At 44.5% G+C, this 26,583-nt stretch carries 21 protein-coding genes; 11 read left to right on the forward strand and 10 right to left on the reverse strand.

Annotated features, from left to right (window positions below):
* Position 1: 1 nt before the first annotated feature.
* On the forward strand, positions 2-4,408 hold the full coding sequence (locus tag BJP34_RS32905; protein WP_149031307.1) for a filamentous hemagglutinin N-terminal domain-containing protein: 4,407 nt from the start codon (positions 2-4) through the stop codon (positions 4,406-4,408).
* Between the two features lie 870 nt (positions 4,409-5,278).
* Here BJP34_RS32905 and BJP34_RS45085 read toward each other — a convergent pair.
* Positions 5,279-5,482, reverse strand: coding sequence for a hypothetical protein (locus BJP34_RS45085; RefSeq protein ID WP_070395966.1), 204 nt, complete (start codon positions 5,480-5,482; stop codon positions 5,279-5,281).
* Positions 5,483-5,521: 39 nt separating this feature from the next.
* On the opposite strand from BJP34_RS45085, the gene BJP34_RS32920 reads away from it, so the two are divergent.
* Both BJP34_RS32920 and BJP34_RS41615 read left to right on the forward strand, forming a co-directional pair.
* Positions 5,522-9,589: a filamentous hemagglutinin N-terminal domain-containing protein gene (locus BJP34_RS32920; protein WP_070395967.1), complete on the forward strand. Its 4,068-nt coding sequence runs from the start codon at positions 5,522-5,524 to the stop codon at positions 9,587-9,589.
* Between the two features lie 213 nt (positions 9,590-9,802).
* Entirely contained in the window at positions 9,803-9,982 is a 180-nt protein-coding gene (locus BJP34_RS41615; RefSeq protein ID WP_149031309.1) for a hypothetical protein, read from the forward strand.
* On the opposite strand, the gene BJP34_RS32925 is transcribed toward BJP34_RS41615, so the two are convergent.
* Positions 9,956-10,273: a DUF3067 family protein gene (locus BJP34_RS32925; RefSeq protein ID WP_070397011.1), complete on the reverse strand. Its 318-nt coding sequence runs from the start codon at positions 10,271-10,273 to the stop codon at positions 9,956-9,958. The two genes, BJP34_RS41615 and BJP34_RS32925, sit on opposite strands and share 27 nt — an antisense overlap.
* A 239-nt stretch (positions 10,274-10,512) precedes the next feature.
* On the opposite strand from BJP34_RS32925, the gene petC reads away from it, so the two are divergent.
* Together petC and petA are read left to right on the forward strand one after the other, a co-directional pair.
* Positions 10,513-11,055: a cytochrome b6-f complex iron-sulfur subunit gene (petC, locus tag BJP34_RS32930; RefSeq protein ID WP_070395968.1), complete on the forward strand. Its 543-nt coding sequence runs from the start codon at positions 10,513-10,515 to the stop codon at positions 11,053-11,055.
* Positions 11,056-11,169: 114 nt separating this feature from the next.
* Positions 11,170-12,159 (forward strand): cytochrome f, encoded by a 990-nt coding sequence (gene petA / locus BJP34_RS32935; RefSeq protein WP_070395969.1) that lies wholly within the window; start codon positions 11,170-11,172, stop codon positions 12,157-12,159.
* A 2-nt stretch (positions 12,160-12,161) separates the two neighbouring features.
* On the opposite strand, the gene BJP34_RS49740 is transcribed toward petA, so the two are convergent.
* On the reverse strand, positions 12,162-12,290 hold the full coding sequence (locus tag BJP34_RS49740; protein WP_267876426.1) for a hypothetical protein: 129 nt from the start codon (positions 12,288-12,290) through the stop codon (positions 12,162-12,164).
* A gap of 342 nt (positions 12,291-12,632) precedes the next feature.
* Here BJP34_RS49740 and BJP34_RS32940 point away from each other — a divergent pair, with 342 nt between their 5' ends.
* Both BJP34_RS32940 and BJP34_RS32945 read left to right on the forward strand, forming a co-directional pair.
* Entirely contained in the window at positions 12,633-13,058 is a 426-nt protein-coding gene (locus BJP34_RS32940; protein WP_070395970.1) for a hypothetical protein, read from the forward strand.
* Positions 13,059-13,142: 84 nt separating this feature from the next.
* Positions 13,143-15,434: a pentapeptide repeat-containing protein gene (locus BJP34_RS32945; RefSeq protein WP_070395971.1), complete on the forward strand. Its 2,292-nt coding sequence runs from the start codon at positions 13,143-13,145 to the stop codon at positions 15,432-15,434.
* Between the two features lie 23 nt (positions 15,435-15,457).
* Here BJP34_RS32945 and BJP34_RS45090 read toward each other — a convergent pair whose 3' ends face one another.
* The gene (locus BJP34_RS45090; protein WP_158517608.1) at positions 15,458-15,631 is read right to left on the reverse strand and encodes a hypothetical protein; all 174 of its coding nucleotides are present in this window, start codon (positions 15,629-15,631) and stop codon (positions 15,458-15,460) included.
* Positions 15,632-15,682: 51 nt separating this feature from the next.
* Between BJP34_RS45090 and BJP34_RS38040 the strand changes: the two genes are divergently transcribed.
* Positions 15,683-15,853 (forward strand): DUF29 family protein, encoded by a 171-nt coding sequence (locus BJP34_RS38040; protein ID WP_229424139.1) that lies wholly within the window; start codon positions 15,683-15,685, stop codon positions 15,851-15,853.
* 500 nt (positions 15,854-16,353) lie between these two features.
* Here the strand turns inward: BJP34_RS38040 and BJP34_RS32950 are convergent, their stop codons facing one another.
* The gene (locus BJP34_RS32950; RefSeq protein ID WP_070395972.1) at positions 16,354-16,578 is read right to left on the reverse strand and encodes a hypothetical protein; all 225 of its coding nucleotides are present in this window, start codon (positions 16,576-16,578) and stop codon (positions 16,354-16,356) included.
* 275 nt (positions 16,579-16,853) lie between these two features.
* Positions 16,854-17,540, reverse strand: coding sequence for a Uma2 family endonuclease (locus tag BJP34_RS32955; protein WP_229424140.1), 687 nt, complete (start codon positions 17,538-17,540; stop codon positions 16,854-16,856).
* Positions 17,541-17,639: 99 nt separating this feature from the next.
* Between BJP34_RS32955 and BJP34_RS49745 the strand changes: the two genes are divergently transcribed.
* Entirely contained in the window at positions 17,640-17,765 is a 126-nt protein-coding gene (locus BJP34_RS49745) for a hypothetical protein (RefSeq protein WP_267876427.1), read from the forward strand.
* Here the strand turns inward: BJP34_RS49745 and BJP34_RS32960 are convergent.
* The 4 genes from BJP34_RS32960 to BJP34_RS32975 form a co-directional block, all read right to left on the reverse strand.
* Positions 17,752-19,326 (reverse strand): tetratricopeptide repeat-containing sulfotransferase family protein, encoded by a 1,575-nt coding sequence (locus BJP34_RS32960; RefSeq protein WP_158517609.1) that lies wholly within the window; start codon positions 19,324-19,326, stop codon positions 17,752-17,754. The genes BJP34_RS49745 and BJP34_RS32960 overlap by 14 nt on opposite strands.
* A gap of 83 nt (positions 19,327-19,409) precedes the next feature.
* Entirely contained in the window at positions 19,410-20,867 is a 1,458-nt protein-coding gene (locus BJP34_RS32965; protein WP_070395974.1) for a tetratricopeptide repeat protein, read from the reverse strand.
* A 412-nt stretch (positions 20,868-21,279) separates the two neighbouring features.
* Positions 21,280-21,804 carry a calcium-binding protein gene (locus BJP34_RS32970; RefSeq protein WP_070395975.1) on the reverse strand — a complete coding sequence of 175 codons (525 nt, stop codon included), beginning with the start codon at positions 21,802-21,804 and terminating at the stop codon, positions 21,280-21,282.
* Positions 21,805-21,936: 132 nt separating this feature from the next.
* Entirely contained in the window at positions 21,937-24,843 is a 2,907-nt protein-coding gene (locus BJP34_RS32975; protein ID WP_229424141.1) for a tetratricopeptide repeat protein, read from the reverse strand.
* A 561-nt stretch (positions 24,844-25,404) separates the two neighbouring features.
* Here BJP34_RS32975 and BJP34_RS49750 point away from each other — a divergent pair.
* Both BJP34_RS49750 and BJP34_RS32980 read left to right on the forward strand, forming a co-directional pair.
* Positions 25,405-25,527 carry a hypothetical protein gene (locus BJP34_RS49750; RefSeq protein WP_267876428.1) on the forward strand — a complete coding sequence of 41 codons (123 nt, stop codon included), beginning with the start codon at positions 25,405-25,407 and terminating at the stop codon, positions 25,525-25,527.
* A gap of 40 nt (positions 25,528-25,567) precedes the next feature.
* The gene (locus BJP34_RS32980; protein WP_070395976.1) at positions 25,568-26,575 is read left to right on the forward strand and encodes a glycosyltransferase family 2 protein; all 1,008 of its coding nucleotides are present in this window, start codon (positions 25,568-25,570) and stop codon (positions 26,573-26,575) included.
* The last annotated feature ends 8 nt before the right edge of the window (positions 26,576-26,583 follow it).

Here is a 26,583-nt window from a genome sequence, read left to right on the forward strand (position 1 = left end):
TTTGGGACTATGGCGCTACCCGACAGGTGTGACTCTGAGCAACAGTGGGGGGAACTCTATAACTGAGAGTAATCGGCCAGGTCTATCCATGAAATGCGTCAGCTTCCCCTTTTCCCACAAAGCTAATCCCCTCACAGCAACTCTACCAAAAGACCCGATTTCACTAATGCAATTGGGCTTAGTGGGATTGCTCGAAGTTAGTAGTCTATGGTTATTCCTCGCCTCACCAACTCTAGGTCAAATTACCCCAGATAATACCCTGGGGGATGAGAATTCAATAGTTACTCCTAATCAGACTATCCGTGATGCAGTAGCAGATTTAATCGAAGGGGGAGCAATACGAGATAGTAACTTATTCCACAGTTTTATCGAATTTAATGTTGGTAATGTTCAACGAGTCTATTTTGCTAATCCCGATGGCATTACTAATATTCTGACTCGTGTTACTGGTAACAACCTCTCTCAAATTCTGGGCACCTTAGGAGTAAACGGTAGCGCTAATTTATTCTTGCTTAATCCCAATGGTATTAACTTTGGAGCTAATGCGAGCTTAGATGTCGCAGGCTCCTTTGTGGCTAGCACTGCCGATAGTGCCGTATTTGATAATGGTTTCAACTTTAGCGCTAGTGATCCAAACGCCCCACCATTGTTAACCATTAACATTCCCACGGGTTTGCAATATGGTAGCAATCCTGGCTCAGTAAACGTGATAGGAGCTACTTTAGGCATAGAGACAGGGCAAACTATGGCTTTACTTGGGGGTGAAGTTAACCTCAATGGTGCCACCGTTGAAGTGCCAGGAGGACGGGTGGAATTAGGAGGATTATCCAGTCCAGGCACCGTTACACTCAATGGTGCAACATCCGTTAGTTTTCCCGATGGAGTCCAACGAGCTGATGTTTCCTTGACTAACGGTAGCTTGGTAGATGTCACTAATGTCAATGGCGGAGATATTGCCATCAATAGTGCTAATTTTGACATGTCAGCCAGTGAGTTACAAGCTGGATTGACAGATGGAGCATCAATACCAGATGCCGTAGCTGGCAATATTACTATTAACGCTCTTGGCAATACCACTCTCAGTGACAAGAGTTTGATTGCTAATGATTTACTAACCTCAGCGATTGGTAATGGCGGTTTCATAGAGCTAACCACTAGCGCTCTTACTATCACTGGTGGCTCAAGAGTTCAAACTGTTACCAATAGCAATGGCGCATCAGGAAATATTGAGATTAATGCCAATGGTGCCATTAATATCTCCGGTTTCACTGAGGATGGCTTATTTAGTGGGATTCTAACTCGTTCCGCTGCTGATACCAGTGGCTTTGGAGGCCAGATTACCATTAACAATTCCGAAGGGTCACTGAATCTAGGTAATCGGGGATTTATCGGTACAGTTACCAACAGTAGTAGTAATGGCGGTGCGATCGCACTTAATCTCAATACCTTAGTCTTGGAAACTGGCGGACAGATTGTCACGGCTACCACCAACCTAGGTAATGCTGGAGATATTACCATTAATGCTACTGAAAGTGTCACCATATCTGGGGAAAGTCGGGATTTTGTCCCTAATCCTTTCTTGGACTTAGACACCTTTGACTTAAATGATCTCGAGTTTATTACTGACCCCAATCCCAACGTAGCTGAATCTGGAGCTGGGGGAATACCCTATGTGTCCATTGAACGGACTCCAGAACAGATTATTAATGGCACCACGGTATTGGGTACAGCCGAAAATCAAATCGATTACTTCTCCTTTAGTATCACTACTGGAAACAGTCGAGCGATTTTCGACATCGACAATGGCTTTACTAGGGAAGACGGTGACGTAGACACCAGGATTTACCTGTTTAATCTGGGTACAGGAGAATTATTAGAGGTCAATGAGGATTCTTTGGCCACTGATGGTGGCGATGGCAGTATAGAAATCTTTGGCAGTTTTACCTACGACTCCTTAATTGATACCACCATCACTGAACCAGGGGTTTACTTACTCGGAGTCGCTGCCTTCGGCTCTACTGCTACGAATAATGAATTGATCGAGGGCCCAACCCCAAAAGTGGGGGAGACTTACACCCTGCAAGTGTCTTTAGAAAACCTTGGCACTGACGGAGTCTCCTTACCCGAAGATCCTTTCAATCCAGCTAACTTTAATCCGAATGTGGAAGCTAGGAGCGGCTTATTTTCCGAATCGTTTGGCACAGGCCATGGTGGCAGCTTAACCATTAATACTGACAAATTGATACTCAACAATGGTGGCAGAATTTCCACCGATACCTTTGATGCGGGTAGTGGTGGCAATATTAGGTTAAATGTGGGCTCATTGCTGGAAGTGAATCCATCAACCTTCGTCTCAAGCATTGCCCGGGGTAATGGCAATGCGGGCAACCTAGTAATTGATACCAAACAATTGCAGGTGAGCGGGGGTACTCTAACTAGCAGCACCTTGAGCTCCGGTAATGCTGGTGAGATTACCATTACGGCGACAGAATCTGTGATGCTCTCAGGTACAAGCTCTGAAGAACTTGGGATGATCCAGAGCGACGCCAGACCTGGAGCAACTGGCAATGCAGGGAGGGTGGTTGTTGAAACTCCAGTTTTGGAGTTGCGTAATGGCTCTGAGATCACCTCGATTAATCGGGGGGATGGGGATGGTGGCAGTGTAACCGTAACAGCTAAGGAAGTCTCAGTCATTGGTAGCTCACCTGATGGTCTATTTTCCAGCGGCTTTTTTACATTTACAGAGGGCTCTGGCCCTGGCAGCAATATAACTATTGAAACCGAACATTTAGTTATCAGTGATGGAGCACAATTTGGCTCTTCTAGCTTTGGAGCTGGGCATGCTGGAAATATCACCGTGTACGCCTCCGGGTCGGTAGATGTGAGAGGTACCGGACGTGATGATAGGTTTCCCAGCGGCTTTTTTACACGTACAGAAGGCACGGGCTCTGGCGGCAATTTAACCATTGAAACCGAGCGTTTGCTTCTCAGTGATGGTGCACAATTTATCTCTTCTACCTCTGGAGCTGGGGATGCCGGAAATATCACCGTGTATGCTTCCGAGTCGGTAGATGTGATTGGCACTAATGCTACTGGTACACTCTCTAGCGGCTTATTCACGAGTGCACTAACGGTTGGTTTTACTAGGGAGGAAACTACTGGGAATGGGGGCGATCTACTGATTGAAACTGGGCGTTTGCGAGTCGCTGAAGGGGGACGTCTCCAAGCGAATGCCGTTGGTCCTGGTAATGCTGGCAATATTACCATTCGCGCCACTGAGGTTGAGGTCAGTGATGCTTTTGTCGATTTTACTGGCGCGGTCAGTGGTGTGTTGGTTGCCGTGGATAAAGAAGCAACTGGCAATGGCGGTAACTTAGAAATAGATGCTCAACGGTTACACATCTTTGATGGTGGACAGGTGATTGCGTCTAGCTTAGGGGATGGTCAAGCTGGGGATATCTTCCTTAATGTTAATGACATAGAGGTCACTGGTATTTCAGAAGACCCTCAGTATCGTAGTCGCATTGCAGCCTTCTCAGAAGGTAACTCGGCTGCGGGTTCCGTGACCATTACCAGTAACACCTTGAGAGTTCGTGATGGTGCCGAAATTTCCGTCAGTGCTCGTGTTTCAGGGGATAATGCCCAGGCTGGTAATCTCGAGATTACTGCTAAATCGATTCTATTAGATCAAGGTACCCTTTCTGCTGAAGTCAGTGCTGGGGATAAAGGCAATATTGAGCTCGATTCTGAGCGGATTGTAATGCGCAATGGCAGTAACATCACTACCAATGCCCAAGGTACTGCCACTGGGGGTAATATTGATATCGATACTGATTTGCTAGTTGCCCTAGACAATAGCGATATCACGGCCAATGCTGTAAATAGCTTTGGCGGACGAGTGATTATCAATGCTTTAGGCATTTTTGGCACTGAATTTAGAGAACAACAAACCCCCGACAGTGATATTACCGCCTCTTCCCAACTGGGAGCTTCCTTTAGCGGTACTGTCGAAATTAATGCACCATACTCTGACCCTAGCGCGGGATTATTCGAGCTACCAGACAATTTTGTTAATCCCAAACTGCTAGTTGCCACTGGTTGCGGTACCAATCAGGGCAATCAATTTGCCCAATTTGGCCGGGGTGGTTTACCCACAGACCCCACTAAACCGCTTCGGGGTCAAACCCTGTGGGTGGATTTACGTCCATTACCTCGCCACAGCGCTCGCCGCCGGAAAAATCGTGTACATGCTGCTAATGCTGCTAATCCAGGTAACTCAGGTAGGTCTAGAATTATTGAAGCTAATCGATGGATTGTTAATAAAAACGGAGTAGTAGAGTTAGTGGCTGATTCACCTCAGTCGAGTCCGTTTATTTCCTGGTTTTCCCCTTATTATTGCGTACGCTAACAACTGGGGTGTGGGGTGTGGGGTGACCGGGTGTGGGGTGTCCCACAGGGGTAGGTTTTTTACATTAGGGTCAAACATGGGACTTAACCTCAGCATAGGAAAAGGAAAACAACGAATAAATGATGATTTTTAACGACAAATTAAGTACATTGTCTTGATGCAATAGCGAGTGGTTAGAAGTTACCGTAAGACAGGCTCGCCTTGTCAGCCATGCTTTGCGCGAGTGGGGGAAACCACGGCAGTTGCTCATGGGGGAAACCCCCTTTGGCGGCACTGCCTCCCCAAGACCGCGCAAATCACGCTAATCAATAAGTTAAACCCCATGCATCTGCATTTGAAGTTACCGTAAGAATAAGGCAGCCTTGTCTTGATGCAGTCGCTCATGGGGGAAACCACGGCAGTCGCTCATGGTTAGAAGTTACCGTAAGACAGGCTCGCCTTAATCAATAAGTTTTACCCCTTTTGTGCATAGCCGACCAACCATAAAGGCGAGCCTGTCTAAGGTTTCGTCTCCGGGGGGGACCCCCAAGACCGCGCTGCCTCCCCAAGACCGCGCAAATCACGCTAATCAATAAGTTTTAACCCTTTTTCCCATAGCCGACCAACCATTTTGGCTGCCTTATTCTAAGGCGCGCGTCAAGGAGCCTACCAACCATAAAAGCTCAACGTAATCAGGTTTGGTCTCCGGGGGAAACCCCCTGTTCCGAAGCTGCATCGCTTTCTTATACCCCACACCCCACACCCCACACCCTAAACCCAACACCTGAGGTCTTTGTAAAAAACCTACCCTTATGAGGTGTGGGGTGTGGTGTGAGTGTAAAAAAAATACCAATTCAAGTAGGGTGGGCAAAGTAATATTATCTACAAGACTCATTTGAACCAAACTATTTTTTCCCACCCTACAAGCTTTTGCAAGAGGTCTATTTTTTGGCTACCCCCTAACAGCACTTGGGATGATGGCGCTACGAGACAAGTGTGACTCTGACCAACAGTGCCGGGAACTCTAAGACTGAGAGTAATCGGCCAGACAATCCCATGAAATGCGTCAGCTTCCCCTTTTCCCAAAACGCTCATCCCCTCACAGCAAGCCTACCAACAGAACCCATTTCACTAATGCAATTAGGCTTAGTGGTATTACTTGAAGTAAGTAGTTTATGGTTATTATTCGCCTCACCTACGTTAGCTCAAATTACCCCAGATAGTACCTTGGGCAATGAAAATTCTCAGGTTACTCCCAATCAGACTATCCGTGGTGCAGTAGCGGATTTAATCGAAGGGGGAGCAATTCGAGATAGTAACTTATTCCACAGTTTTCTGGAATTTAATGTTGGTAATGGTCAACGAGTGTATTTTGCTAATCCCGATGGCATTACTAATATTTTGACTCGTGTGACTGGTAACAACCTCTCTCAAATTCTGGGCACCTTGGGAGTAAACGGTAGCGCTAATTTATTCTTGCTTAATCCCAATGGTATTAACTTTGGAACCAATGCGAGCTTAGATGTAGCAGGCTCGTTTGTGGCTAGCACTGCTGATAGTGCGGTATTTGACAATGGTTTCAACTTTAGCGCTAGTGATCCCAATGCCCCACCATTGTTAACCATCAATATTCCCACTGGTTTGCAATATGGTAGCAATCCTGGCTCAGTCAACGTGATAGGAGCTACTTTAGGCATTCAGACAGGGCAAACCATGGCCTTACTTGGCGGTGAAGTAAACCTCAATGGTGCCACCGTTGAAGTGCCAGGGGGACGGGTGGAATTAGGAGGATTATCCAGTCCAGGAACAGTTACCCTCAATGGCGCGACATCCGTCAGTTTTCCTGATGGAGTCCAACGAGGTGATATTTCCTTGACTAACAGTAGCTTAGTAGATGTAACTAATGTTAATGGCGGAACTATTGCCATCAATAGTGCTAACTTCGACATGTCAGCCAGTGCGTTACAAGCTGGATTGACCGATGGAGCATCAATACCAGATGCCGTAGCTGGCAATATTACTATTAACGCTCTTGGCAATACCACTCTCAGTGACAAGAGTTTGATTGCTAATGATATAGAAACAAATGCAATAGGCAATGGCGGAAACATACAGCTAACCACTAGCGCTCTTACTATCACTGGTGGCTCAAGAGTTCAAACTGTTACCAATAGCCATGGGGCATCAGGAAATATTGAGATTAATGCCAATGGTGCCATTAATATCTCCGGTTTCACTGAGGATGGGTTATTTAGTGGGATTCTCACTCGTTCCGCTGCTGACACTAGTGGTCCGGGTGGCAACATTACCATTAATAATGCCGAAGGGTCACTGAATCTAGCTAATCGGGGATTTATCGGTACAGTAACCAACAGTAGTAGTAATGGCGGTGCGATCGCACTGGATCTCAATACCTTAGTCCTGGAAACGGGCGGACAGATTGTCACGGCTACCACTAATCTAGGTAATGCTGGAGATATCACCATTAACGCTAGCGAAAGTGTCACTATATCTGGGGAAAGTCGGGATTTTGTCCCTAATCCTTTCTTGGAATTAGACACCTTTGACTTAAATGCTCTGGAGTTTATTACTGAACCGAATCCCGACGTAGCTGAATCCGGAGCATTAGGAATACCCTATGTTTCCATTGAACGGACTCCAGAACAGATTATTAATGGCACCACCGTATTGGGTGCAGCAGAAACTCAATTCGATTACTTCTCCTTTAGCATTACTACTAGTAACAGTCGAGCTATTTTCGACATCGACAATGGCTTTACAGGGGAAGACGGTAGCATAGATACTAGGATTTTCCTGTTTAATCTCGGTACAGGAGAATTATTAGAGGTTAATGAAGATTCTTTAGCTACTGATGGTGCCGGTGGCAGTATAGAAGTCTTTGGCAGTTTCAGCACAGACTCCTTAATTGATACCACCATCACTGAGCCAGGGATTTACTTACTCGGAGTCGGTGCCTTCCCCTCTACTGCTAATAATAGTGAATTGATCCAGGGAACAACACCAAAAGTGGGGGACACTTACACCCTGCAAGTGTCTTTAGAAAACCAAGGCACTCAGGGAGTCTCGTTACCGGAAGACCCATTCAATCCGGCTAACTTTAATCCTAATGTGGAAGCCAGGAGCGGCTTATTTTCCGAATCGAGAGGCACAGGGGATGGTGGCAGCTTAACCATTAATACTGACAAATTGATACTGAATAATCGTGGTAGAATTTCCACCGATACCTTAGATGGGAGTGCTGGTGGCAATATTACCTTCAATGTCGGCTCATTGCTGGAAGTGAATGGATCAAGCTTAATCTCAAGCATTGTCCGGGGTAAGGGAAATGGGGGCAACCTCGTGATTGATACCAAAAAATTCCAGCTGAACGGGGGTATTGTAATTACCGAGACCTTGAGCTCCGGTAATGCTGGTCAGATTACCATTACTGCAAACGAATCTGTGATGCTATCAAGTACAGTTGAAGAGCGTGGGCGCATCGATAGCAACGCCACACTTGAAGCAACTGGCCAGCTTGGGAAGATAGTTGTTGAAACTCCAGTTTTGCAGTTGCGTGATGGCGCTCAGATTCGCTCGATTAATCGGGGTAATGGGGATGGGGGCAGTGTAATGGTAACAGCTAACTTAGTCGAAGCCATTGGTACCTCACCTGATGGTCTTCTATTTTCCAGCGGCTTTTATATATCTACACAGGGCTCCGGCCCTGGCGGCAATTTAACCATTGAAACCGAGGATTTGGTTCTCACAGATGGAGGAGCATTTTACTCTGATACCACTGGACCTGGTAATGCCGGATATATCAGGGTATATGCCTCAGAGTCGGTAGATGTGATTGGCACTGATTCTACTACTACATTTTCTACTGGCATATATACAAGTATACTAACTCTTGGTACTACTAGGGAGCAAACCACTGGGAATGGGGGCGAGCTACTGATTGAAACTGGGAATTTGCGAGTGGCTGAAGGGGCACGCCTCCAAGCCTCTGCGGTTGGTCCTGGCAATGCTGGCGATATTACGATTAGGGCTAGCTCGGTAGAAGTCAGTGATCCCTTTGTCGATTTTACTGGCACTGTAAGTGGTGTGTTGGTTTCCGTGGATCCAGGAGCCACTGGCAATGGCGGGAAATTAGAGATAGATGCTCAACGGTTGCACATCTTCGATGGTGGACAGGTGATTGCTTCTAGCTTCGGGGATGGTGAAGCTGGGGATATCATCCTCAATGTTAATGACATAGATGTCACTGGCATTTCAGAGGATGGTCAGTTTCCTAGTCGGATTGCGGCCTTCTCTGTGGAAAACTCCCCTGCGGGTTCAGTGACCATTACCAGCAAAAACTTGACCGTTCGCGATCGCGCCGAAATTTCCGTCAGTGCTCGTGGTAATGGGGATAATGCCAAAGCGGGTGATCTCAACATTACGGCCTCCTCGATTGTATTAGATCAAGCTACCCTTTCTGCTGAAGTCAGTGCTGGTGATAAGGGCAATATTATTCTGAATTCCCAGCTGATATTAATGCGCGATCGCAGTAACATCACTACCAATGCTACAGGTTCTGCCACTGGTGGTAACATTACTATTGATACTGACTTGCTAGTTGCCCTCGACAATAGCGATATCACGGCCAATGCTGAAAATAGCTTTGGCGGACGAGTGATTATCAATGCTTTAGGCATTTTTGGCACTGAATTTAGAGAACAACAAACCCCCGATAGTGATATTACCGCCTCTTCCCAACTGGGAGCTTCCTTTAGCGGTACTGTCGAAATTAATGCACCTTCGGATGACCCTAGTGCGGGATTATTCGAGCTACCAGACAATTTTGTTAATCCCAAACTGCTAGTTGCCACTGGTTGCGCTACCGATGATGGCAATCGATTTGTCCAAATTGGCCGGGGTGGCTTACCCACAGACCCCACTAAACCTCTTGTGGGTGAAACCCTGTGGGTAGATTTACGTCCATTACCTCGCCACAGCGCTCGCCGTAGGAAAAATCGTGTACATGCTGCTAAAGCTTCTAATGGTTCTAGTGCTTCCAATGCAGTTAACTCACGTCGGTCTAGAATTATTGAAGCTAATCGATGGATTATTAATAACGACGGAGTGGTCGAGTTAGTGGCTGATTCAGTTCAGTCGAGTTCCTTCATTTCCTGGTTCTCTCCTTATTATTGCGTACGGTAACAACTGGGGTGTGGGCTGTGGGGTGTGGGGTGTGGGGTGCTCATAAGGGTAGGTTTTTTACTTTGTGCGATGGCCATAGCTTAAACTTCATGCACTTTTTGTCTGATAGTATGATAAGCGTGCATCTCTTGCTAGATATCCATTCTGGGCGTTATCGCCGTACGCGATGAAGCAAAGCTTCCGCTAAAAGCGATCGCAAAGCTCAATCCTGGTGTGAACGATCTCCCAAAAAGACTCATAATAAACAGCCTACCCGACTCCCAACACCCAACACCCCACACCCTACTCCCTACTCCCGACTCCCAACACCCCACACCCCACACCCTAATCCCTACTCCCCACACCCCACACCCCACACCCTATTCCCTAAAAATCCTCTACCATCCATTCTGAGGACCGCTCACCTAGTTCGATCGGAATACTGACCACTTTGCCTAGTCGTGGACGCTCACGGGTTTTGTTAATGAACTCTTGCACCTGGCTGGCTCCTCCCCAACCTCGGATATAGTTGGCTACTGTATCTAAATGCTCTAGGTACTCAGCTTCGGAAAGGGGGAAGGATTGCTGCTCTAGATACTTCCACATGATCTGAACAAAGATTTTCCCTTGAGTCCTCCGAATCTGGATGTCATAGGAGCGTCCCCACTTATTGAGCAGGAGTTGGTGCAAGTCCTGTCCTGTCATAGCCTCTTGCCCTAACTTCATGTTTACATTTCGTTACAAATACAACGCTTCTTAACTTTATGATAAAGCGTAAAAGAATGTAATAATACTTATAGTTCAAGCCGTGAATCCTTATATTGCAGGGATTTGGGCAACCCTGTCCAGTGGTTGAATTACACTACAGTTAGAAAAACAGGGTTCAAAAAATTCTGGTAATTTTCCCAGAATTGTAAAAAAAGTATACCTTTAGGCGTTCAGTTATGGCTCAAGCTTCTGGCTCTCCAGACGTTCCAGATATGGGGCGTCGCCAATTTATGAACCTCTTGGCGTTTGGGACAATTACCGGCACATTTGTTGGAGCTCTCTACCCAATCGTTAAGTATTTTATCCCCCCATCCAGTGGTGGGGCTGGTGGTGGTGTCACAGCTAAAGATGCTTTGGGCAATGACATCAATGTCAGCGAGTTTTTAGCTAGTCACAATGTAGGCGATCGCACCCTGACTCAAGGTCTCAAAGGGGATCCCACCTATGTGATTGTTACTGAAGATCAAGGTCTTGAGGCTTACGGTCTCAACGCGGTTTGCACTCACTTAGGCTGTGTTGTGCCTTGGAATGCTAGTAAGAACCGGTTCATCTGTCCTTGCCATGGATCCCAGTATGACAATACTGGCAAGGTAGTACGCGGACCAGCGCCTTTGTCTCTAGCTTTGGCCCACGCCACGGTAACGGAAAACGACACCCTAGTCTTCAGCCCCTGGAAGGAAACTGACTTCCGCACTGGTGAAGAGCCTTGGTGGAGTTAATTGCTTTAGTCCTTAGTCCTTAGTTTTTAGTTAATTGACTAGTGCTAATCAACCATTAGCAATTAACAAGTTGCAATTTTTAAATTACCAATTTTTGAGTTTTTTGGCTTAGTGATGAGAACACCTGATGTATCGGTGATGGTTAACCGTGGCAAGGGGATGATTGCCAGAGCTATCGTTTTGGTTGTGGCAGCTGTGGCCCTTTTCTTTGCCAGTGATCTGGCAGTTCCCCAGTCAGCTGCTGCCTATCCCTTCTGGGCACAGCAAACTGCTCCACAAACCCCTCGTGATGCCACTGGTAAGCTGGCTTGTGCTAATTGTCACTTAGCACAGAAACCGACAGAAGTGGAAATTCCCCAATCGGTACTGCCAGATACTGTATTTGAAGCTGTGGTTAAGATCCCCTATGACCTAGAAGCACAAGAGGTCTATGGTGATGGGTCTAAAGGTGGCTTACAGGTTGGTGCCGTGGTGATGTTACCCGACGGTTTCAAGATTGCTCCTCCTGACCGGATTCCGGAGGAAATCAAAGAAGAAACCGAGAACATTTACTACCAACCTTACAGCGAAGACCAGGAAAATATAGTACTCGTTGGTCCTCTACCAGGTGAGGAGTATCAAGAAATTGTGTTCCCAGTTCTCTCTCCTGACCCCAGAACTGAGAAAGATATCTATTTTGGTAAATACCAGCTTCATGTCGGTGGTAACCGGGGACGGGGTCAGGTTTACCCCGCTGGTAACCTTAGCAATAATAATGCCTTCAATGCTTCTGCCACTGGTGAAATTACCAAAATTACCTTTGAAGAGTATGTTGGCTACGACGTCACTATCAAGACAGCAGACGGCGAGACTGTAGTTGATACGGTTCCCCCTGGCCCAGAGTTACTGGTTGCTGAAGGAGATCAGGTAGTATCAGGACAACCTCTGAGTACTGATCCTAATGTTGGTGGATTTGGTCAAAGGGATGTGGAAGTCGTCTTACAAGACCCAGCTCGGATTAAGTGGTTGATGCTATTCATCGGCGCAATTATGCTATCTCAAGTGTTGCTAGTTCTGAAGAAGAAGCAAGTTGAGAAAGTCCAAGCTGCTGAAATGAATTTCTAGTATTAAGTGGCTGGTTTAGAGGTCACAAAGCGCGTTTGTATCTGGGTTGTAAACACAATTCTTGGCGAAAAAGGCAAGAGGCAAGAGGCAAAAGGCAAGAGGGTAAAGAGATCCTCAGCTTTATTGTCCAATAACAAAATCCTTGCTAGGTTTACATCTCATTTATAAACGCTATATTGCGATAGTTATTGGTTAAAGGTTGACAGTTGATGGTTGTAGGGATGTATAGTTGTGTCCCTTGGCTATCAATGGTCAACCTTTATTTATTTACGGAGTCAGGAGTCGGGAGTCGGGAATAGAAATATAGCAATCCTATCTGATTCGTGAAAGAAATGGGCTGCGTTAATGCAAAAGCCAGGAGGCAGATGGCAGAAGGCAAGGGATAAGCAGGGAGTTTTGAATAAGTCCAGGGATTTTAGAAATGATTTAGGATTGCTATAGGTCAATCTAAATTTGTGCCAGGTGATTGAACTATGAATGAAAATACTGATCAAAGTCGAAGCTTTACAGTTGGCGATGTAGGAGGGGACTTTAAACCAATCGGCTCAGCAATGATGTCAGATAACGTTCAGATTAGCGGTACAGTTGCCGAGTCCATAAACCAGTTACCTGCCTCCCCTGATCCTACAAAACCAGGTATCAAAGAATTATTGTCTCAACTAATTGAGGCAATCTCTACCTCGTCAGATCTAAATAATGAGGACAAAGCTGAAGCTTTGGAGCAGGTAAAAATTCTAGCTGAAGTTGGAAATAATCCTAATGATGAAGCTATGAAAAAGAAGGCAAAGACAGCAATAAAAATATTGAAAGGAACGGTTTCTAGCTTACCTAATGTTACTAAACTAGCAGAGTCATGTAGTAAATTGTTGCCTTTAATTACCAAATTATTGGGGCTGTAACTATTATTTTTTTTAAAGTTAGGCTGTCACCCTAATTTAAAAACTGATGCACTCTTTAGGCTTAGTTTTCTGAAGGTAAAGCAAATGGCAAACAATCTGCATATTAACTTACTGAGGCAAGGTTTTAAAGTCTGGAATCAATGGAGAAAGCTAAATCCTCTAAGTATTCCTAATCTTAAGGGGGCGAATCTTACAGGATTAAACCTCTTTAAAGTAGATCTCAGTGGAGCAGATCTCAGTGAAGTAGACTTTAGCAAGACCTCACTCTACAACGCAAACTTAAGTGGTGCGAACCTCTATAAAGCCAACCTTAGTACTGCAATTCTTCAGGAAGCAGACCTTAGTGAAGCAAGTCTTATCGAAGCTAACCTGAAAGATAAGAAATTTCCTCAAACAAATCTCAGCGGAGCAAATCTTACTAGGGCAAACCTTAATGGAGTAAAATTCTATCCACATACAAACCTTAGTAAGACCAACTTTAGTCGGTCTAATCTCAGGGGAGCAGATTTTAGCGGACTAAATTTAAGGGGTAGTAACTTTACTGGAGCAAATTTGTATAAGGCAAATCTTAGTGCAACAAACCTTAATGGAACAAACTTCAGTGGCGCTAATCTTAGTGGAGCTAACCTTGAATATGCAAATTTACGAGAAGCCCAGATTCAAGAAGCAACTATTGATGAGAAATGGTATTTAGTTTGGGACATCGTTAATAATGGTGTAGAAGGGCGAGAGCTTCAAGGACTTGACCTAAGTATGGCTGACCTTGAAGAAGCAAATCTTTGTGAAGCTGATTTGAGTAGCGTCGATTTCACAAGAACAAAGCTTAATGGAGCTAATCTTGCCAAGTCTATTCTAGTCAAAGCTAATTTCTGTGAGGCAGATCTTAGGGGAGCAGATCTTAGGGGAGCAGATCTTAGGGGAGCGAACCTCAACTATACAAAATTACACCGCACCCAAATTCAGGAAGCAATTATTGACGAAAAATGGTACTTGGTTTGGGACATTGTTAATAATGGTGCGGAAGAACGAGATCTTAGCCAAGTCGATCTTAGCCAAGCCGACCTGAGCGAAGCAAACTTCAAAAACGGAAATCTTAGCAGAGTTGACTTTAGTCGCTCTATTTTGAACAGAGCCGATTTGAGTTGGACGGATCTTAGTAGAGCAAATTTCACGAAAGCAAATCTTGCCGGAGCAAATTTTAACTGGGCAGACTTCAATAATGCAGATCTTAGCGAAGTCCAAGGATTTCGCTCAATAACCTGTAGCGGTGCTAATTTTAATGGCGCAATCTTCCCTCAAACAAGAAGTTTATTGGACTTTCCTGCACATGCTGCAGCTCCAGTCCGAAATAAAAAAGAGTTTTTTCAAAGTCTACTCTCTTGGAAAAATCAAGAATCGCTTAATGAATCCCTCAGGAAAAAATCGTTATTATCATCTGAACAAAGTTTTATACCTGGAATATTGCTGTATACGGATGAAGATGAAAAATTATCCCTTTATGTAAGAAAACACTTTGATGCTCTAGACAAACTAACGGGAGATTGGTGTACTATCTATCTTTTGGAGAATCCCTCCCCTAAGTGGAGACAAGCAAATCACAATTGGAGGAGAATGATTGAATCTGGTTTGGATCTAAACTGGTTTAGAACTAAACCCTACGATAAGTCTGAAGCCTATGATATTGCTAGAGAGTTGAACGTGGAGTTAAGCAATCTTCCATGTCTTGTTCTTATTTCTCCTGACAACTTATCTGAAAGACTCGTATTTGAAATCCAAGAAGTATCAGCAAGCTACTTGCGGAAATTATTCTCAACTATTGAAAAATTAGTAATAAGTTCTAAATTTAAAGTATTCAATCAACAAAAAAGACGATTTTTAGCTTTTGAGCATATAAAAAATAATTTTCATGAAATAGTTGATTTTTTAGAAAAAAATGCTACTAAGGATGAACAAAATTCTGGTGTCAAGTATTTTTTTAACAGTAATAATCTTTCGGTTTCCGTTGAGCCAGTTAATATCGAAAATGTAAATTACACGGATAAAAGTCGAAGTTTGACAGTAGGAGATGTCGGGGGAGATTTTAAACCAATTGCTTCATCATTGATAGCAGATGGTTTGACTGTGAGTGGTGCAGTTGCTGAATCTATCGATTTTGACCAAAGCATGCCTAAAGGGGTGGAGCTTCAAAACCGACAGGAGGAAAAAACTCTAAGCCAAACCTCTCAATCTTATCAATCCAAATCTATAGTTAAAGTTGTAGTAATAATTGTTATTTTCTTTGCTATCCTCGCAGGAGTAGCAGCATACATATTCTTACAATTAGGCTTATCTAGGAATCCCGTGCCTCGCCCATCTCAAGAGCAAAGTGCGATGTAGGGATTATGCCGTTAGTGCCAGATTCAGGACGAAAAACTTTCTATTGTTACTAAGAGGATATCTGAAAAGTTTTTTGATATCCTCTTAGGTGGAACTGGCATCTTGCCAGTGGTGGTAAAACTGGAACTGGCATCTTGCCAGTGGTGGTAAAAGTGGAACTGGCATCTTGCCAGTGGTGGTAAAAGTGGAACTGGCATCTTGCCAGTGGTTGTAAAAGACGAGAGCTTCAGAGCAGACTTAAAGTTTTGATGGAACATTTGCTGAAAAGGCAGTCTGAATCTCCTAGCCTCAAGCCTTATCTTGAATCGGTCTTTTCCGATTGCTACAGATATCCACTGAAGAAGGTGAGCAGGAATTATCCATCTGTTAGTTTCCCCCAGAATTGTCCTTTCACTTATGACATTTTAGATCAAGATTGACCTATCCTAATCTGGTCTTCATTTAAATTATATTGTTATGACAACAGCGAAGAGGGTTTGACGGTGCTTCTTTATGCCAACTTTGCTGTAATTGAGCTTGGGCTATTTGAAAATAATTATAATTGGAGTCTGATGCGATTGACCGTAGGTCACGCTACGCTCCGGAAGCGTTTCGGCAAAGCCGACGCTACGCGAACGCAAAGCGTGGCCAAACGCGCCCCGCGTGGCCCAAAGGCCAAGGCCTCAGCTTCCGCGCTTATGCGATCGCAATAACACGATGATAGCCATCAATCCCTTCCTTAACTTACATTCCACACCCATCTATCGCAAAAAAAAATAGCCGTAGAAATACTATCCACGGCTATTTCAGTAAACACTATGTCATGTCTCTCACTTTCCGAATCAATCCGGATGTGATCCTATTTCATTGGGCAAAGGTCACGCTACGCCAAAAGACCGGAGCCTTTGCCGGGGGGAAACCCCCCCAGAAGTTTAACCTATTAACGCCAAGTCGAATACTTGGTTGCAAAACTAATTACTTGCCCTGGAATCCCCGTTGGCTGCAAAGGGCTCCAGTCGGAAACTGACCCATACCCGAGTGCAGAAAGGGAGTAAATAGTCTTGGTGACTCCTTCAGGAGAGCCTTTAATGTACTTAATACGTTGTTTATTTTGGTTAGAATCATCATGATTATTGTTTTGATTCGGGAGAAAGTTTTGAGACATGGTTAAGAACCTCAATAATGTTTATATTGATTATTGTAATGATTATTGTTTTAGTTGTCAAGGGTTTTTAGGATTTTTTTTTGGGGAGGTAATTTGATAATTAATTTAAAAAAACGAACGCATAACTTTAGCGAACGCAGGTAAGCTGATGTGAATTTAAATTCGTTATGTCTTCCAGACCCGGTGGTGCGTTACGGGACGGGCTATCTCAACACTGACTGCGAAACATAATATCAGGGCGAGCCGTCCCTAACACACCCTACGCAGCTGCTATATCAATTAGCACTTATTACCTGTAAAGCTGTAAACTTAAAATCACCGAAAGTCTGGGAAACAATCTGCTCATTACCCCGAAATTTTTGTTTTTCATAACAACCATTGTTTAATACCAGCACAGTTACTAACTGCTCTTGGGGGTCAATAATCCAATATTCAGGAATAGCCCTTTCTTGGTATTGTTGTACTTTCTCTACATAATCACGTCGGTAGTTTTCATCCCTTTGGTTTTTGTAGGGGCTAACTACTTCAGCCACAAACTGTGGGGGAAGCAGATCAAGGGTGATAGTTAGGCGTTTTTCGGTTTGGATAAGATGTTCTTCTCTAATCACTACCAAATCTGGATAGCGGTTTTGAGGATTTCCTGGAACTTGTAATTCACAATTGTGCATTTTAATTAAACGGCGGTAAACTAGTTGGATTAATTCATCCCTTAGCCACATTACCCTCCAATTATTTGGTTCACTCTCAGGAGGCAATTCTACTAACTCCCCATCAAATAGCTCATAACGGTTATCTGTGCCATCATCATATTCCAGGTATTCCTCAAAAGTGAGTTTGGAGGTGGTTTTAACCATGGTGATTTTAGGGAACAGGGAACAGGGAACAGGGAACAGGGAACAGGGAGCAGGGAGCAGGGAGCAGGGAGCAGGGAGCAGTGAATTCAGAAGAGGGAAGTGGGACAAAATCCTGTGTATATCATTACCCTAGAAACTGCTACACTCACCTAAATCCTACAGTTTCTAACTTAACATTTTTTTAAGAGCGATCGCAGGTAAGCTGATTTGAATTTAAATTGCTTATTTCCTGTTACCTGTTCCCTACTCCCTACTCCCTACTCCCTACTCCCTGCTCCTTGCTCCCTTTCTGTCATAACAAATTCCAATCAAAACCAGTCTAATCCCAATTAAACTTTATTCCCAAATACTCTTCCAACTTCTGATTATGAGGTCGAAAGAAGTCACTTAAGGTTTGTCTCAAGTCTTGACTAATGGGAGTGTAAGACCTACCATTGCATTTGGGGTATTGAAAAAATTTCTGATCAGATAACCCCAAGAATTCAATGATGGTACTCATGACAGTCTTAGTATTGCTATAGAAGTCTTCACTCTTCACTATTAAAAATTGTTCTCTCGGAAAAATCTCCATCCATCGTTTTAACTTATAGACGTAAAGACTTCCTAATAAATTATTTGGGTGTCGATACCCAATCTGTAATAGCTCTGATTCTGTCAAGGTTTCCAGTCGTTGCTTCTCTAGAGCTAGGGCATCTTCTAGACTGCGCTTTTCTCGGCCATGATAAAAATTGTGATAGTAACAAGAGATGGCGCGATCAACAGGATTTCTCAATAAAACAATCAGCTTAACCTTGGGAAAACACTGAAACATCCGTTGGGCAGATTCAGTGCAGTCAAAATAATTAGGGCTTGCTTCTCCAGCTAAAAAATTAGGAGTGTCGGTAATGGATGGAAAATGAGCGAGATACCAATCAATCCCTTGATTAAAATATTTACTGAAAAAATTTAACTCTTTTTTATGAGGGGAGATAATTTGTGGATAACGACTCAGATACATATATAATGAAGATGTACCAGATCTGGCCGCTCCAATAATAACGAAGTCTGGACCATGTTCTTTTTTAGGTTTCCAGTCAACCTCGGCTAGCTTGGGATTGGATGCAACTGCTTTTTTGTAAGCACTAGTTTGGTAACAGCTAATCGCTTCTTCAAGTTGCCCTTGCTCGGTTAGCACATCCCCTAAATTCCCCCAAGCCAGCGGAAAATCTGGTTGCCGTTCGATGCACTGTCGATAAAAGGTGATAAGTTCCTCTAACTGTTCTGATTCAATCCAGGTGTACTGTAGGTCTACATAAGCTCGCTTAAAACAGGGGTCAAGCTCAATCGCTTTTTGATAAGACTCTATGGCTTCTTTAAATCGACTTTGCCCTCTGAGGAGTTGACCCAACTGATGATAATCTTTAGCGCTAGCGTTGGGATTACTATCGACTATTTGTCGATAATAGTTCATGGCTTGGTGATTTCGGGGATTATTCTCGACCGCCTGTTGATAAAATGCGATCGCATCTTCCATCTTTCCCTGGGATTGGAGTATCTCCCCCAGACGATAGTAAACTTGGAGTAAATTGGGCTTCAACTGAAGCGCTTGTCGATAACAGGTGATGGCTTGGTCTGGTTTGCCTAGAGACCACAACCTGTTGCCCAACTTAACATGCTCCTCTGGTTTAGCCCAATTTGGCTCTAGGGTTAGGGCTTGATACCAGCACTCGGTAGCTTCCGCCTGTTGACCTGTCTTAGCGAAAACCCGAGCCAAGTTACGGTAAGCTCCAGCAAATTTGGGGTCAATAGCGATCGCTTTTTCGTAACATGCGATCGCATCTGGCCACTGTTGCTGTTGAGCATACAGACTCCCCCGATTAGCATGGTCTTTAGCCAACTTTAATTGAATTTTCACTACCTTGAGCTGGCCCTCGCTTGGGTCAACAGAGTCGTGATCATGACCCGAAGAGTGCTTGATATCCCTTGACATCGTTACCGTTAAGACGCTATCTTTTTAACAATCAGTAGACGAGCCTGATGCAGAATCTCAAACTGACCTTTAACTGAATCTAGAAACCTATTAATCCCAATTTTAGGCGCTTCTTGCGGTTTAGCAGGATTGCTCCATCCATAGTTATTAACGATCATCAGCCCCCCAACCTTGAGCAGCTTCCAACAAAGTAAAGCATTTTGCTCAGCAATGGTAGCTTTTTGACGCCTGTCGCGAATGTTAGCTAAATCATAGCAATTGCTATCAAGGGAATTAAGCAACTGTTCAGGTTTTCCCTCTAACCTAGTCACCTTTTCGGCTGCTCCAGTTTTAGCGATATTAGCAGCAAACTCTTCCTGAAAGTGTGGCGAAACACAGGTTAATCGAGCTGAGGAGTTAGTCAGGATTTTATCAAGTAACCAGCAAGCGGAATTGCCTTGAAAACTCCCAATTTCCAGACACTGAGCATCAGCCACACCAGCTAGGGGCTGCAAGTGTTTTTCCCAGACCGGAATTTTAAACGTAAACCTATCCTCGGTGAATCGATAATCCTTCTGAGCACACTGATGCCAACCCCGCAATTGAGCAGCTTTTTGATAACTACTGTAGGCTTCGGTCAACTCACCTTTTTTTACCAAAGCATCCCCAAGTTTAACATAAGTCCAGGGATAGTCACCCACTGTCGCAATTACCGCACGGCATGAGACAATCGCTTCATCCCACTTCTGCTGTTTAATCAACAGTTGGATTAATTCTCGATAAGCTCCAGGAAAATTTGGATCAACCTCAATCGAGCGGCGAAACGCTGCAATCGCTGTGTCCACCATTCCTTGTTTGAGCCAAATCCCAGCAATTTTATAGTGCCCCTTAGCTTGATTTGGGTCAAGGTCGAGTAACTGACGATAACATGCGATCGCATTATCCCACTTGCCCTGGGCTATCAAACACTCTCCTAACTCGTAGTAAGCTGCCCATAAGCTGGAGTCACGCTCAATCGCATTTTGGAAGCAAGCAATGGCTCGATCCGGTTTACCCTGAGCCAGGAACGCTTTCCCTAGTTTATAATGTCCCTGAGCGTTTGCTGATTTGGGTTTCAGGCTCAGAGTCTGATACCAACACTCAATTTCCTCGTCTTTTTTCCCCAACTGAGAATAGATTTCTGCCAAACTCCAGTAAGCCTCAGCAAAATCTGGCTGGAGGCGTATAGCATGGTAGTAGGATGCGATCGCTTGCTGCCACTGTTGTTGACTGGTGTATAAACTACCAAATTTAGCATAGACTTGCACTAAATTCGGTTTGTCATCGAACACTCTAGAGTGCCAGAAAATTGCATCATCAAACCGACCCATCCCTTGCAAGATATTGCCTAAAACTCGGCAAGTCGAGGCAAAATCAGTTCGATTTGGGGATGGACTTTCCAACGCTTGCTCACAAGCGGTAATTGCTTCAGTTAAGTAAGTGTACATGAGAGGGAACAGGGAACGGGGAACAGGGAAAAGGGAACAGGGAGCAGGGAGCAGGGAGCAGGGAGCAGCGCTACTTGATTAACTCTTGCCTGTTACCTTTCCTTAATTACAGTATGTTCACAACTCAAATCAAGCATTAAGCGGTCAGCGCTCAGCAGTCAGCGGTCAGCCGTCAGCCGTCAGCGCTTGGTCTTTGGCACCTCAACTATCGTGGCACAGGCTTCTAGCAGTATCGTGTCGCAGGCTTGGACGCTGGGATGTAAAGCATAACCTGATTGCTGATTGCTGATTGCTGATTGCTGATTGCTGATTACTGATTACTGATTACTGATTGCTGATAGCTGATTACTGATTACTGATTACTGATTGCTGATTACTTATTACTGATTACTGATTGCTGATTGCTGATCTACTAGAGTATCTCAAAACCCTCGTCAGTGTGATTAATTTCAACATCCAAACCTGAACTCAATTGAGCAATGGTTTGCCCATCAACTTTTAGCTCACCAGTGATCGAATCGTAAGTCACGTTAGTCTGGTCACTAACCCCTGGAATCACGATCCGATCTTCTCCAGACTTAAACTCAGTAATAATATCCGGTGCATCGTCAAAAAACTCGAAAGTAAATGTATCATTTCCAGGACCTCCGATCGCCACATCACTGCCTGGTCCTATGATCAGGTTATCATTTCCTTCTCCACCCAGCACCACATCATCGCCTTGATCGCCAGTGATTTGGTCATCTCCTGCTCCACCCAGGGCCACATCATCCCCGTCACCACCACTAACGTCATCGGTTTCATCACCAGTCTGAATAACATCTAGACCATCGCTCCCATCAACATTAACTGGCTTATCGTCTGGTCCTAAAATCACGAAGCCATCTTCGTTAGTTGGGATAACTTCAACATCTGGGTCAGCAACAATAGAAGACATTTACTATAACTCCTTCTTTCTTTATCCTAGTTGATATTACATATAAACTATAATTTATTAAATTTTTTTTGGCCACACTCTTAGTTTTTTTGATTATCAAATATTTTTATTTAAATTGCATTGTTGGCCTCCTTATTGGTTATAAGCCCTTGATATTAGCTGATTTAGACCAGTAATTTTAATTACTGATTGAAGGGAATCTAGGTTAACTAATATATCTTCTGTTAGTGAGCTAGTATACATTAATGTTCGAATAGGTTGACAGTCAAAAATTTCTCCTTTTACATAATAATGTTTCAGTCCCAGTTGTTGACTAATCATCCAGTAATCTGTTCTCACATAACTGGGTGAGACTAGTTCTATGATTTGAGTACCAGGGCGACAAAATACCGTATTGGTCAAACCAGCGCCATGGGGAGCAACAATTGCTTTAACAGAAGCAAATAAAGCAACTTGTTCCCTCACAGACAGGCTTTCTAGGGCAATGGTAATAAAACCAAATTGGGATAGCAGCTCCTTGACCTCAGTTTCGTTGAGAACTTGTCGATGTCTGGCTTGAGCTCTAGTGATGTATATACGCTCTGGGTATCTTAATTCGAGAGTTTGCGGTAGAAACGTCTGTCTGAGAAAGTTAATAGTACCCTTCGGTACCCAATCAAAATGTCCGGGAAAGGAGGGTAAGACTAACTCCCGGGCTTGAATATGGGGGTGGCGATCGCTTGAGATAATTTTGTTAGGGGGAATGCCTAAGCAATTGAGGGTCTCTTGTTGAAAGGGTTGCTGTGGCGTATTGATCAAAAACCAATCAATCTTAGGGAAATCTATCCCACTGCGGCGTAGGATTTCAATTCTAGGCAGGACATCAAACATCCAGTGGTAGTAGCCATGTCCCGATAGTCCAGATAGAACCGCTACTGTGCCATCAATGTACTCTAAAGGCGGCATCTGATCCAGACTAAAGATTATATGGTTTCTGGGGTCATAATTCTGACATCCAGGTAAATACCATGGGTAATTTCGAGAGACGTCAGATAGCAAATAATCATCTGGGGTAATGATGGCGATGCCATTACAAATCTTCCAGTAACTGCTTTGGGGGGCAATCCAAGCCCGTCCTTGTGGGATAGTCGCCACAAAAACAGTAGGGGAATCCACAGACAGTGTTTCCGGTGGGTTACACTGATAGACCCTATGGCCTAGATGAATTGACTCAAACTGGTTACACAGTCGTCTCATACATCGGTTACAGGTAACACCGCCACATTGAGACTGGGACTGAGGCTGGGACTGAGACTGGGATTGAGACTGGGACTGTCTGGCTTCAACAGATATAGGAGCCAGGGCAGAAGCTGGTGGCGCTACCATGGACATGGTGTTGAGATCCTTTGGCAAACCATTGCCCTGTAAACCATGGTTCACAGAAACTTCAATTTCCCTCGATCCCGTATATTGCCAATCCTTATCGATGCTTGACCAAGGTACCTCTATGTAGTAGCAACCATGGCACTCTGTGCTTATATACCAATCCCTGGTCGCTTCATAAATGCCCTTGATCCGGTGAGGAGGTTGGGAGCTAAGAGGGTTAGCAGTATAGTTATCTATCGGCACGTTATCTCTCGGCAAGACTCCGAGACTACCAAGCTTACCGCTGAGCTTGCTCTCTTCTAAGTGCTGATGCCAGAGGGCTTCGTAGTATTCAAGGGCTTGCTGGAACCGCTTTTGTTTGCTTAAGACTTGCCCTAACCGTAGATAAATCTGAGGATGAGCTGGTTGCAAGGCTAAACCCATGTGATAAGTCATTACTGCTGCATCCAGTCGCTGCTGCTCGGCTAAACAATCCCCTAACCGTATATACAACTCAACCTGGTCTGGCTGAATCTGTAACGCTTTCTGGTAATACATTTGAGCCTGCTTTGCTGCACCATACTCAAACAAGGTATCCCCTAAATACAGATAAGTCTGCGACAGATAGAGGCAGACTTGGAAAGTATCCTCTTTGTTCCGTAGTGCCTCAAGAAATCCAGAACAATAAATTTGCGATCGCTCAAGTATGTCCTGGCCTGGTAAAGCTTTAGCACGTTGGCAATAAGCCTCCACAAAAGCTGGTTGCAATGCGATCGCTTTTCGTAAATAGTCAAAGGCTAGGGCTAGTTTCCCCTGAGCCATCAAGGCGTTGGCGCATTCACTGTAAGTCAATATCTGTTCTGGATCCAGCCTAAGCAGCTGTTCAAAATACTGCACTGCTATCGGATAGTTCCCCTTCTGTTGCCATAACCGACCCAGATTTAAGTAAGCTGATTCTAGCTCTGGGTTTAACTCAATCGCACTACTGTATGCCACCAGAGCCTCAGCTGCCTTACCTTGTGCTTGCAGCACCTTACCCAGGTTATTATACAGAGTCCCCCACTTAGGATGATGGTCGATACCTTGTTGGTCGATACCTTGTTGATAGACCGCCTTTGCTGCCTCGAATTGTTTTAGATCGTAGAGAACACAGCCCAAATTATTGTAAGCGCTGAGGTAATCTGGCTGATTGGTAATGGCTTGGCGATAACTGTTGCTGGCTTCCTCTAACTGACCCCGTTGACCATACAACACTCCTAGATGATAGTGGGCTTTGGCATCCTTGGGGTTAAGAGCGATCGCTTGCTGATAGCTTTCTTTGGCACCATCCCACTTCCACAGCTTGTGCCTGGTGATTCCTAGATTGTAATGGTACTCAGCCTGACCGGGCTGTAGCCAAACAGCCTGTTGATAATGCCATTCTGCTGTTGAGAAATCCTTGAGTTGACTATATAACTCACCAAGGCAGGCATGAGTTTGAGCTCGTTCCGGTTGGAGTTGCACCGCTTTACTATAGGCATAAATTGCTTGCCTGCGCTTTCCCTGAGCAGCTAGAGCAAAGCCTAGTAAGACATTGAATTCCCCAGAATCAGGCTGCCGTTTCAGGGCTTGCCGACAAGAAGCAACGGCTTGACCCCATTGCTTCTTGGCTAAATAAGCCTTGACTTGTTGGTAACTTGATTCAACCTTGATCATTAGGCAGCTATCGGGTTAGAACCAGCTTGGGCAGATGGATAGTTAAACTTTTCCCTGGATCAAGCCAGCATCGGGGTTTTCAACCGTTATACTTGTGATTATTAACGTCTAGTTAAAACGAGCTCAGATAACCGTAACAAAGTACACAAATTGGTAACTGGTTATTAGGAATTTCTTAGTTGTAATTCCCTATTACTCATTTCCTAGACTAGGATATTCCCTAAACCAGTATATAGCAGGAAACACAAAAAAGTTCATTTTCACATTTTTAGAATTTTTTGTTGTTATTTTACATTAAACGACTATTTTGCTCTAGTTTTTTTTTAAAACAAACTTCCTTCTTTTGTAAAATTTTTGTATTGTTATCATTAAATCTTCATATTAGTTTCATAAAAAGAGCTAATCACATAAGCTACCAGCTATCAGCGTGTCGCGTATCAGCTATTGGCCGTAGGCTGACGGCACCTCAAGTAGCGTGAGCTTTTCGCTGACGGCACCTCAAGTAGCACCATCTGTAGCGCATATGCTTACCTAATTACTATAGGGATTTGTGTAGGAATTGTGAGAATTTTTGTTCCGAAGTTCCCTACTCCCTGTTGCCTGTTGCCTGTTGCCTGTTGCCTGTTGCCTGTTGCCTGTTCCGAGATCCGCTGTTCCCTGTTGCCTGTTCCCTTTGCTATATAAAGCTATAGCAGTTCTCAATGGGGTGATGGAAGGGTGTTAAATGATACCACAAGTCAGTGTAATTATTCCCAGCTATAATTGCGATCGCTATATTACCGAAGCAGTGGAAAGTGTGCTGAATCAAGAAGCCTGTTCCTATGAGGTAGTGGTAATTGATGATGGTTCAACAGACCAGACGCGATCACTGTTGCAACCCTATCGTGATCGCATTCGTTACATTTATCAAGAAAACCAAGGAGTCTCCCTTGCCCGCAACCATGGCATTAAACTAGCCTTGGGTGAATTTGTCGCATTCCTCGATGCCGATGACTTTTTTCTGCCAGGTAAGTTAGCTGCCCAGTTAGCAGTGTTTGAAGCACAACCCCATCTGGGAATTGTCCATAGTGGTTGGTACCGTGTCGATTCCCAGGGTCAGCGACTGATGACGGTGCGTCCATGGGAGAAAGTACCAGAATTAAACTTAGAAAGTTGGCTATTGTGGAAGCCAGTCCTGCCTAGTGCGATGATGTTCCGTCGCCATTGGCTAGAATCCGTTGGCGGGTTTGACCCCAGGTTTCCACCCGCTGAAGATACAGAAATCGTGCTACGGTTAGCCCTCAAGGGTTGTCCTGCCGCTTGGTTGCGTCAGGTAACAGTAGGCTATCGGCAACATCACCAAAGTGCCATGCACAAAGGATTGCCTCAAGCTTGCTCCCTGTCAGCAGCCATTGACAACTTCTTTAAACAGGCTGATTTACCACCAGGAATCCGTCTATTAGAAAATCAGGTGCGCTATGGAACCCTAGTATGGATTGCTTGGTATTTATATAATACAGGACATCCCAGGGAAATGATCAAGTATTTACAACAGGCTTGGGGCTATAGTCCTTATTTACCCATGGAAACAGTGGTAAATTGGGCAGAGAATTTTGCCGAGTTTTCCAAGAATTGGGGCGGGGAGTTTGATGCTGATGGGTTGGGGAAGTCACCAGAGTGGCAGCAGTTGATGCAATGGGTGATGGCTCAGGGGAGAGAGACGATGTTGGTAGGTGGGTCTAGCTTTTACTAACTGAAACT

This window comes from Moorena producens PAL-8-15-08-1 (assembly GCF_001767235.1).
Taxonomy (GTDB): Bacteria; Cyanobacteriota; Cyanobacteriia; order Cyanobacteriales; family Coleofasciculaceae; genus Moorena; species Moorena producens_A.

Bases quoted from the DNA above. Each gene is read 5' to 3' on its own strand.
- BJP34_RS45085 (WP_070395966.1), bottom strand. From the start codon at position 5,482: ATGAGCGTTTTGGGAAAAGGGGAAGCTGACGCATTTCATGGGATTGTC.
- BJP34_RS32920 (WP_070395967.1), top strand. From the start codon at position 5,522: ATGCAATTAGGCTTAGTGGTATTACTTGAAGTAAGTAGTTTATGGTTA.
- BJP34_RS32925 (WP_070397011.1), bottom strand. From the start codon at position 10,273: ATGACAGGACAGGACTTGCACCAACTCCTGCTCAATAAGTGGGGACGC.
- petC (WP_070395968.1), top strand. From the start codon at position 10,513: ATGGCTCAAGCTTCTGGCTCTCCAGACGTTCCAGATATGGGGCGTCGC.
- petA (WP_070395969.1), top strand. From the start codon at position 11,170: ATGAGAACACCTGATGTATCGGTGATGGTTAACCGTGGCAAGGGGATG.
- BJP34_RS32940 (WP_070395970.1), top strand. From the start codon at position 12,633: ATGAATGAAAATACTGATCAAAGTCGAAGCTTTACAGTTGGCGATGTA.
- BJP34_RS32945 (WP_070395971.1), top strand. From the start codon at position 13,143: ATGGCAAACAATCTGCATATTAACTTACTGAGGCAAGGTTTTAAAGTC.
- BJP34_RS45090 (WP_158517608.1), bottom strand. From the start codon at position 15,631: ATGCCAGTTCCACTTTTACCACCACTGGCAAGATGCCAGTTCCACTTT.
- BJP34_RS38040 (WP_229424139.1), top strand. From the start codon at position 15,683: ATGGAACATTTGCTGAAAAGGCAGTCTGAATCTCCTAGCCTCAAGCCT.
- BJP34_RS32950 (WP_070395972.1), bottom strand. From the start codon at position 16,578: ATGTCTCAAAACTTTCTCCCGAATCAAAACAATAATCATGATGATTCT.
- BJP34_RS32965 (WP_070395974.1), bottom strand. From the start codon at position 20,867: ATGTACACTTACTTAACTGAAGCAATTACCGCTTGTGAGCAAGCGTTG.
- BJP34_RS32970 (WP_070395975.1), bottom strand. From the start codon at position 21,804: ATGTCTTCTATTGTTGCTGACCCAGATGTTGAAGTTATCCCAACTAAC.
- BJP34_RS32975 (WP_229424141.1), bottom strand. From the start codon at position 24,843: ATGATCAAGGTTGAATCAAGTTACCAACAAGTCAAGGCTTATTTAGCC.
- BJP34_RS32980 (WP_070395976.1), top strand. From the start codon at position 25,568: ATGATACCACAAGTCAGTGTAATTATTCCCAGCTATAATTGCGATCGC.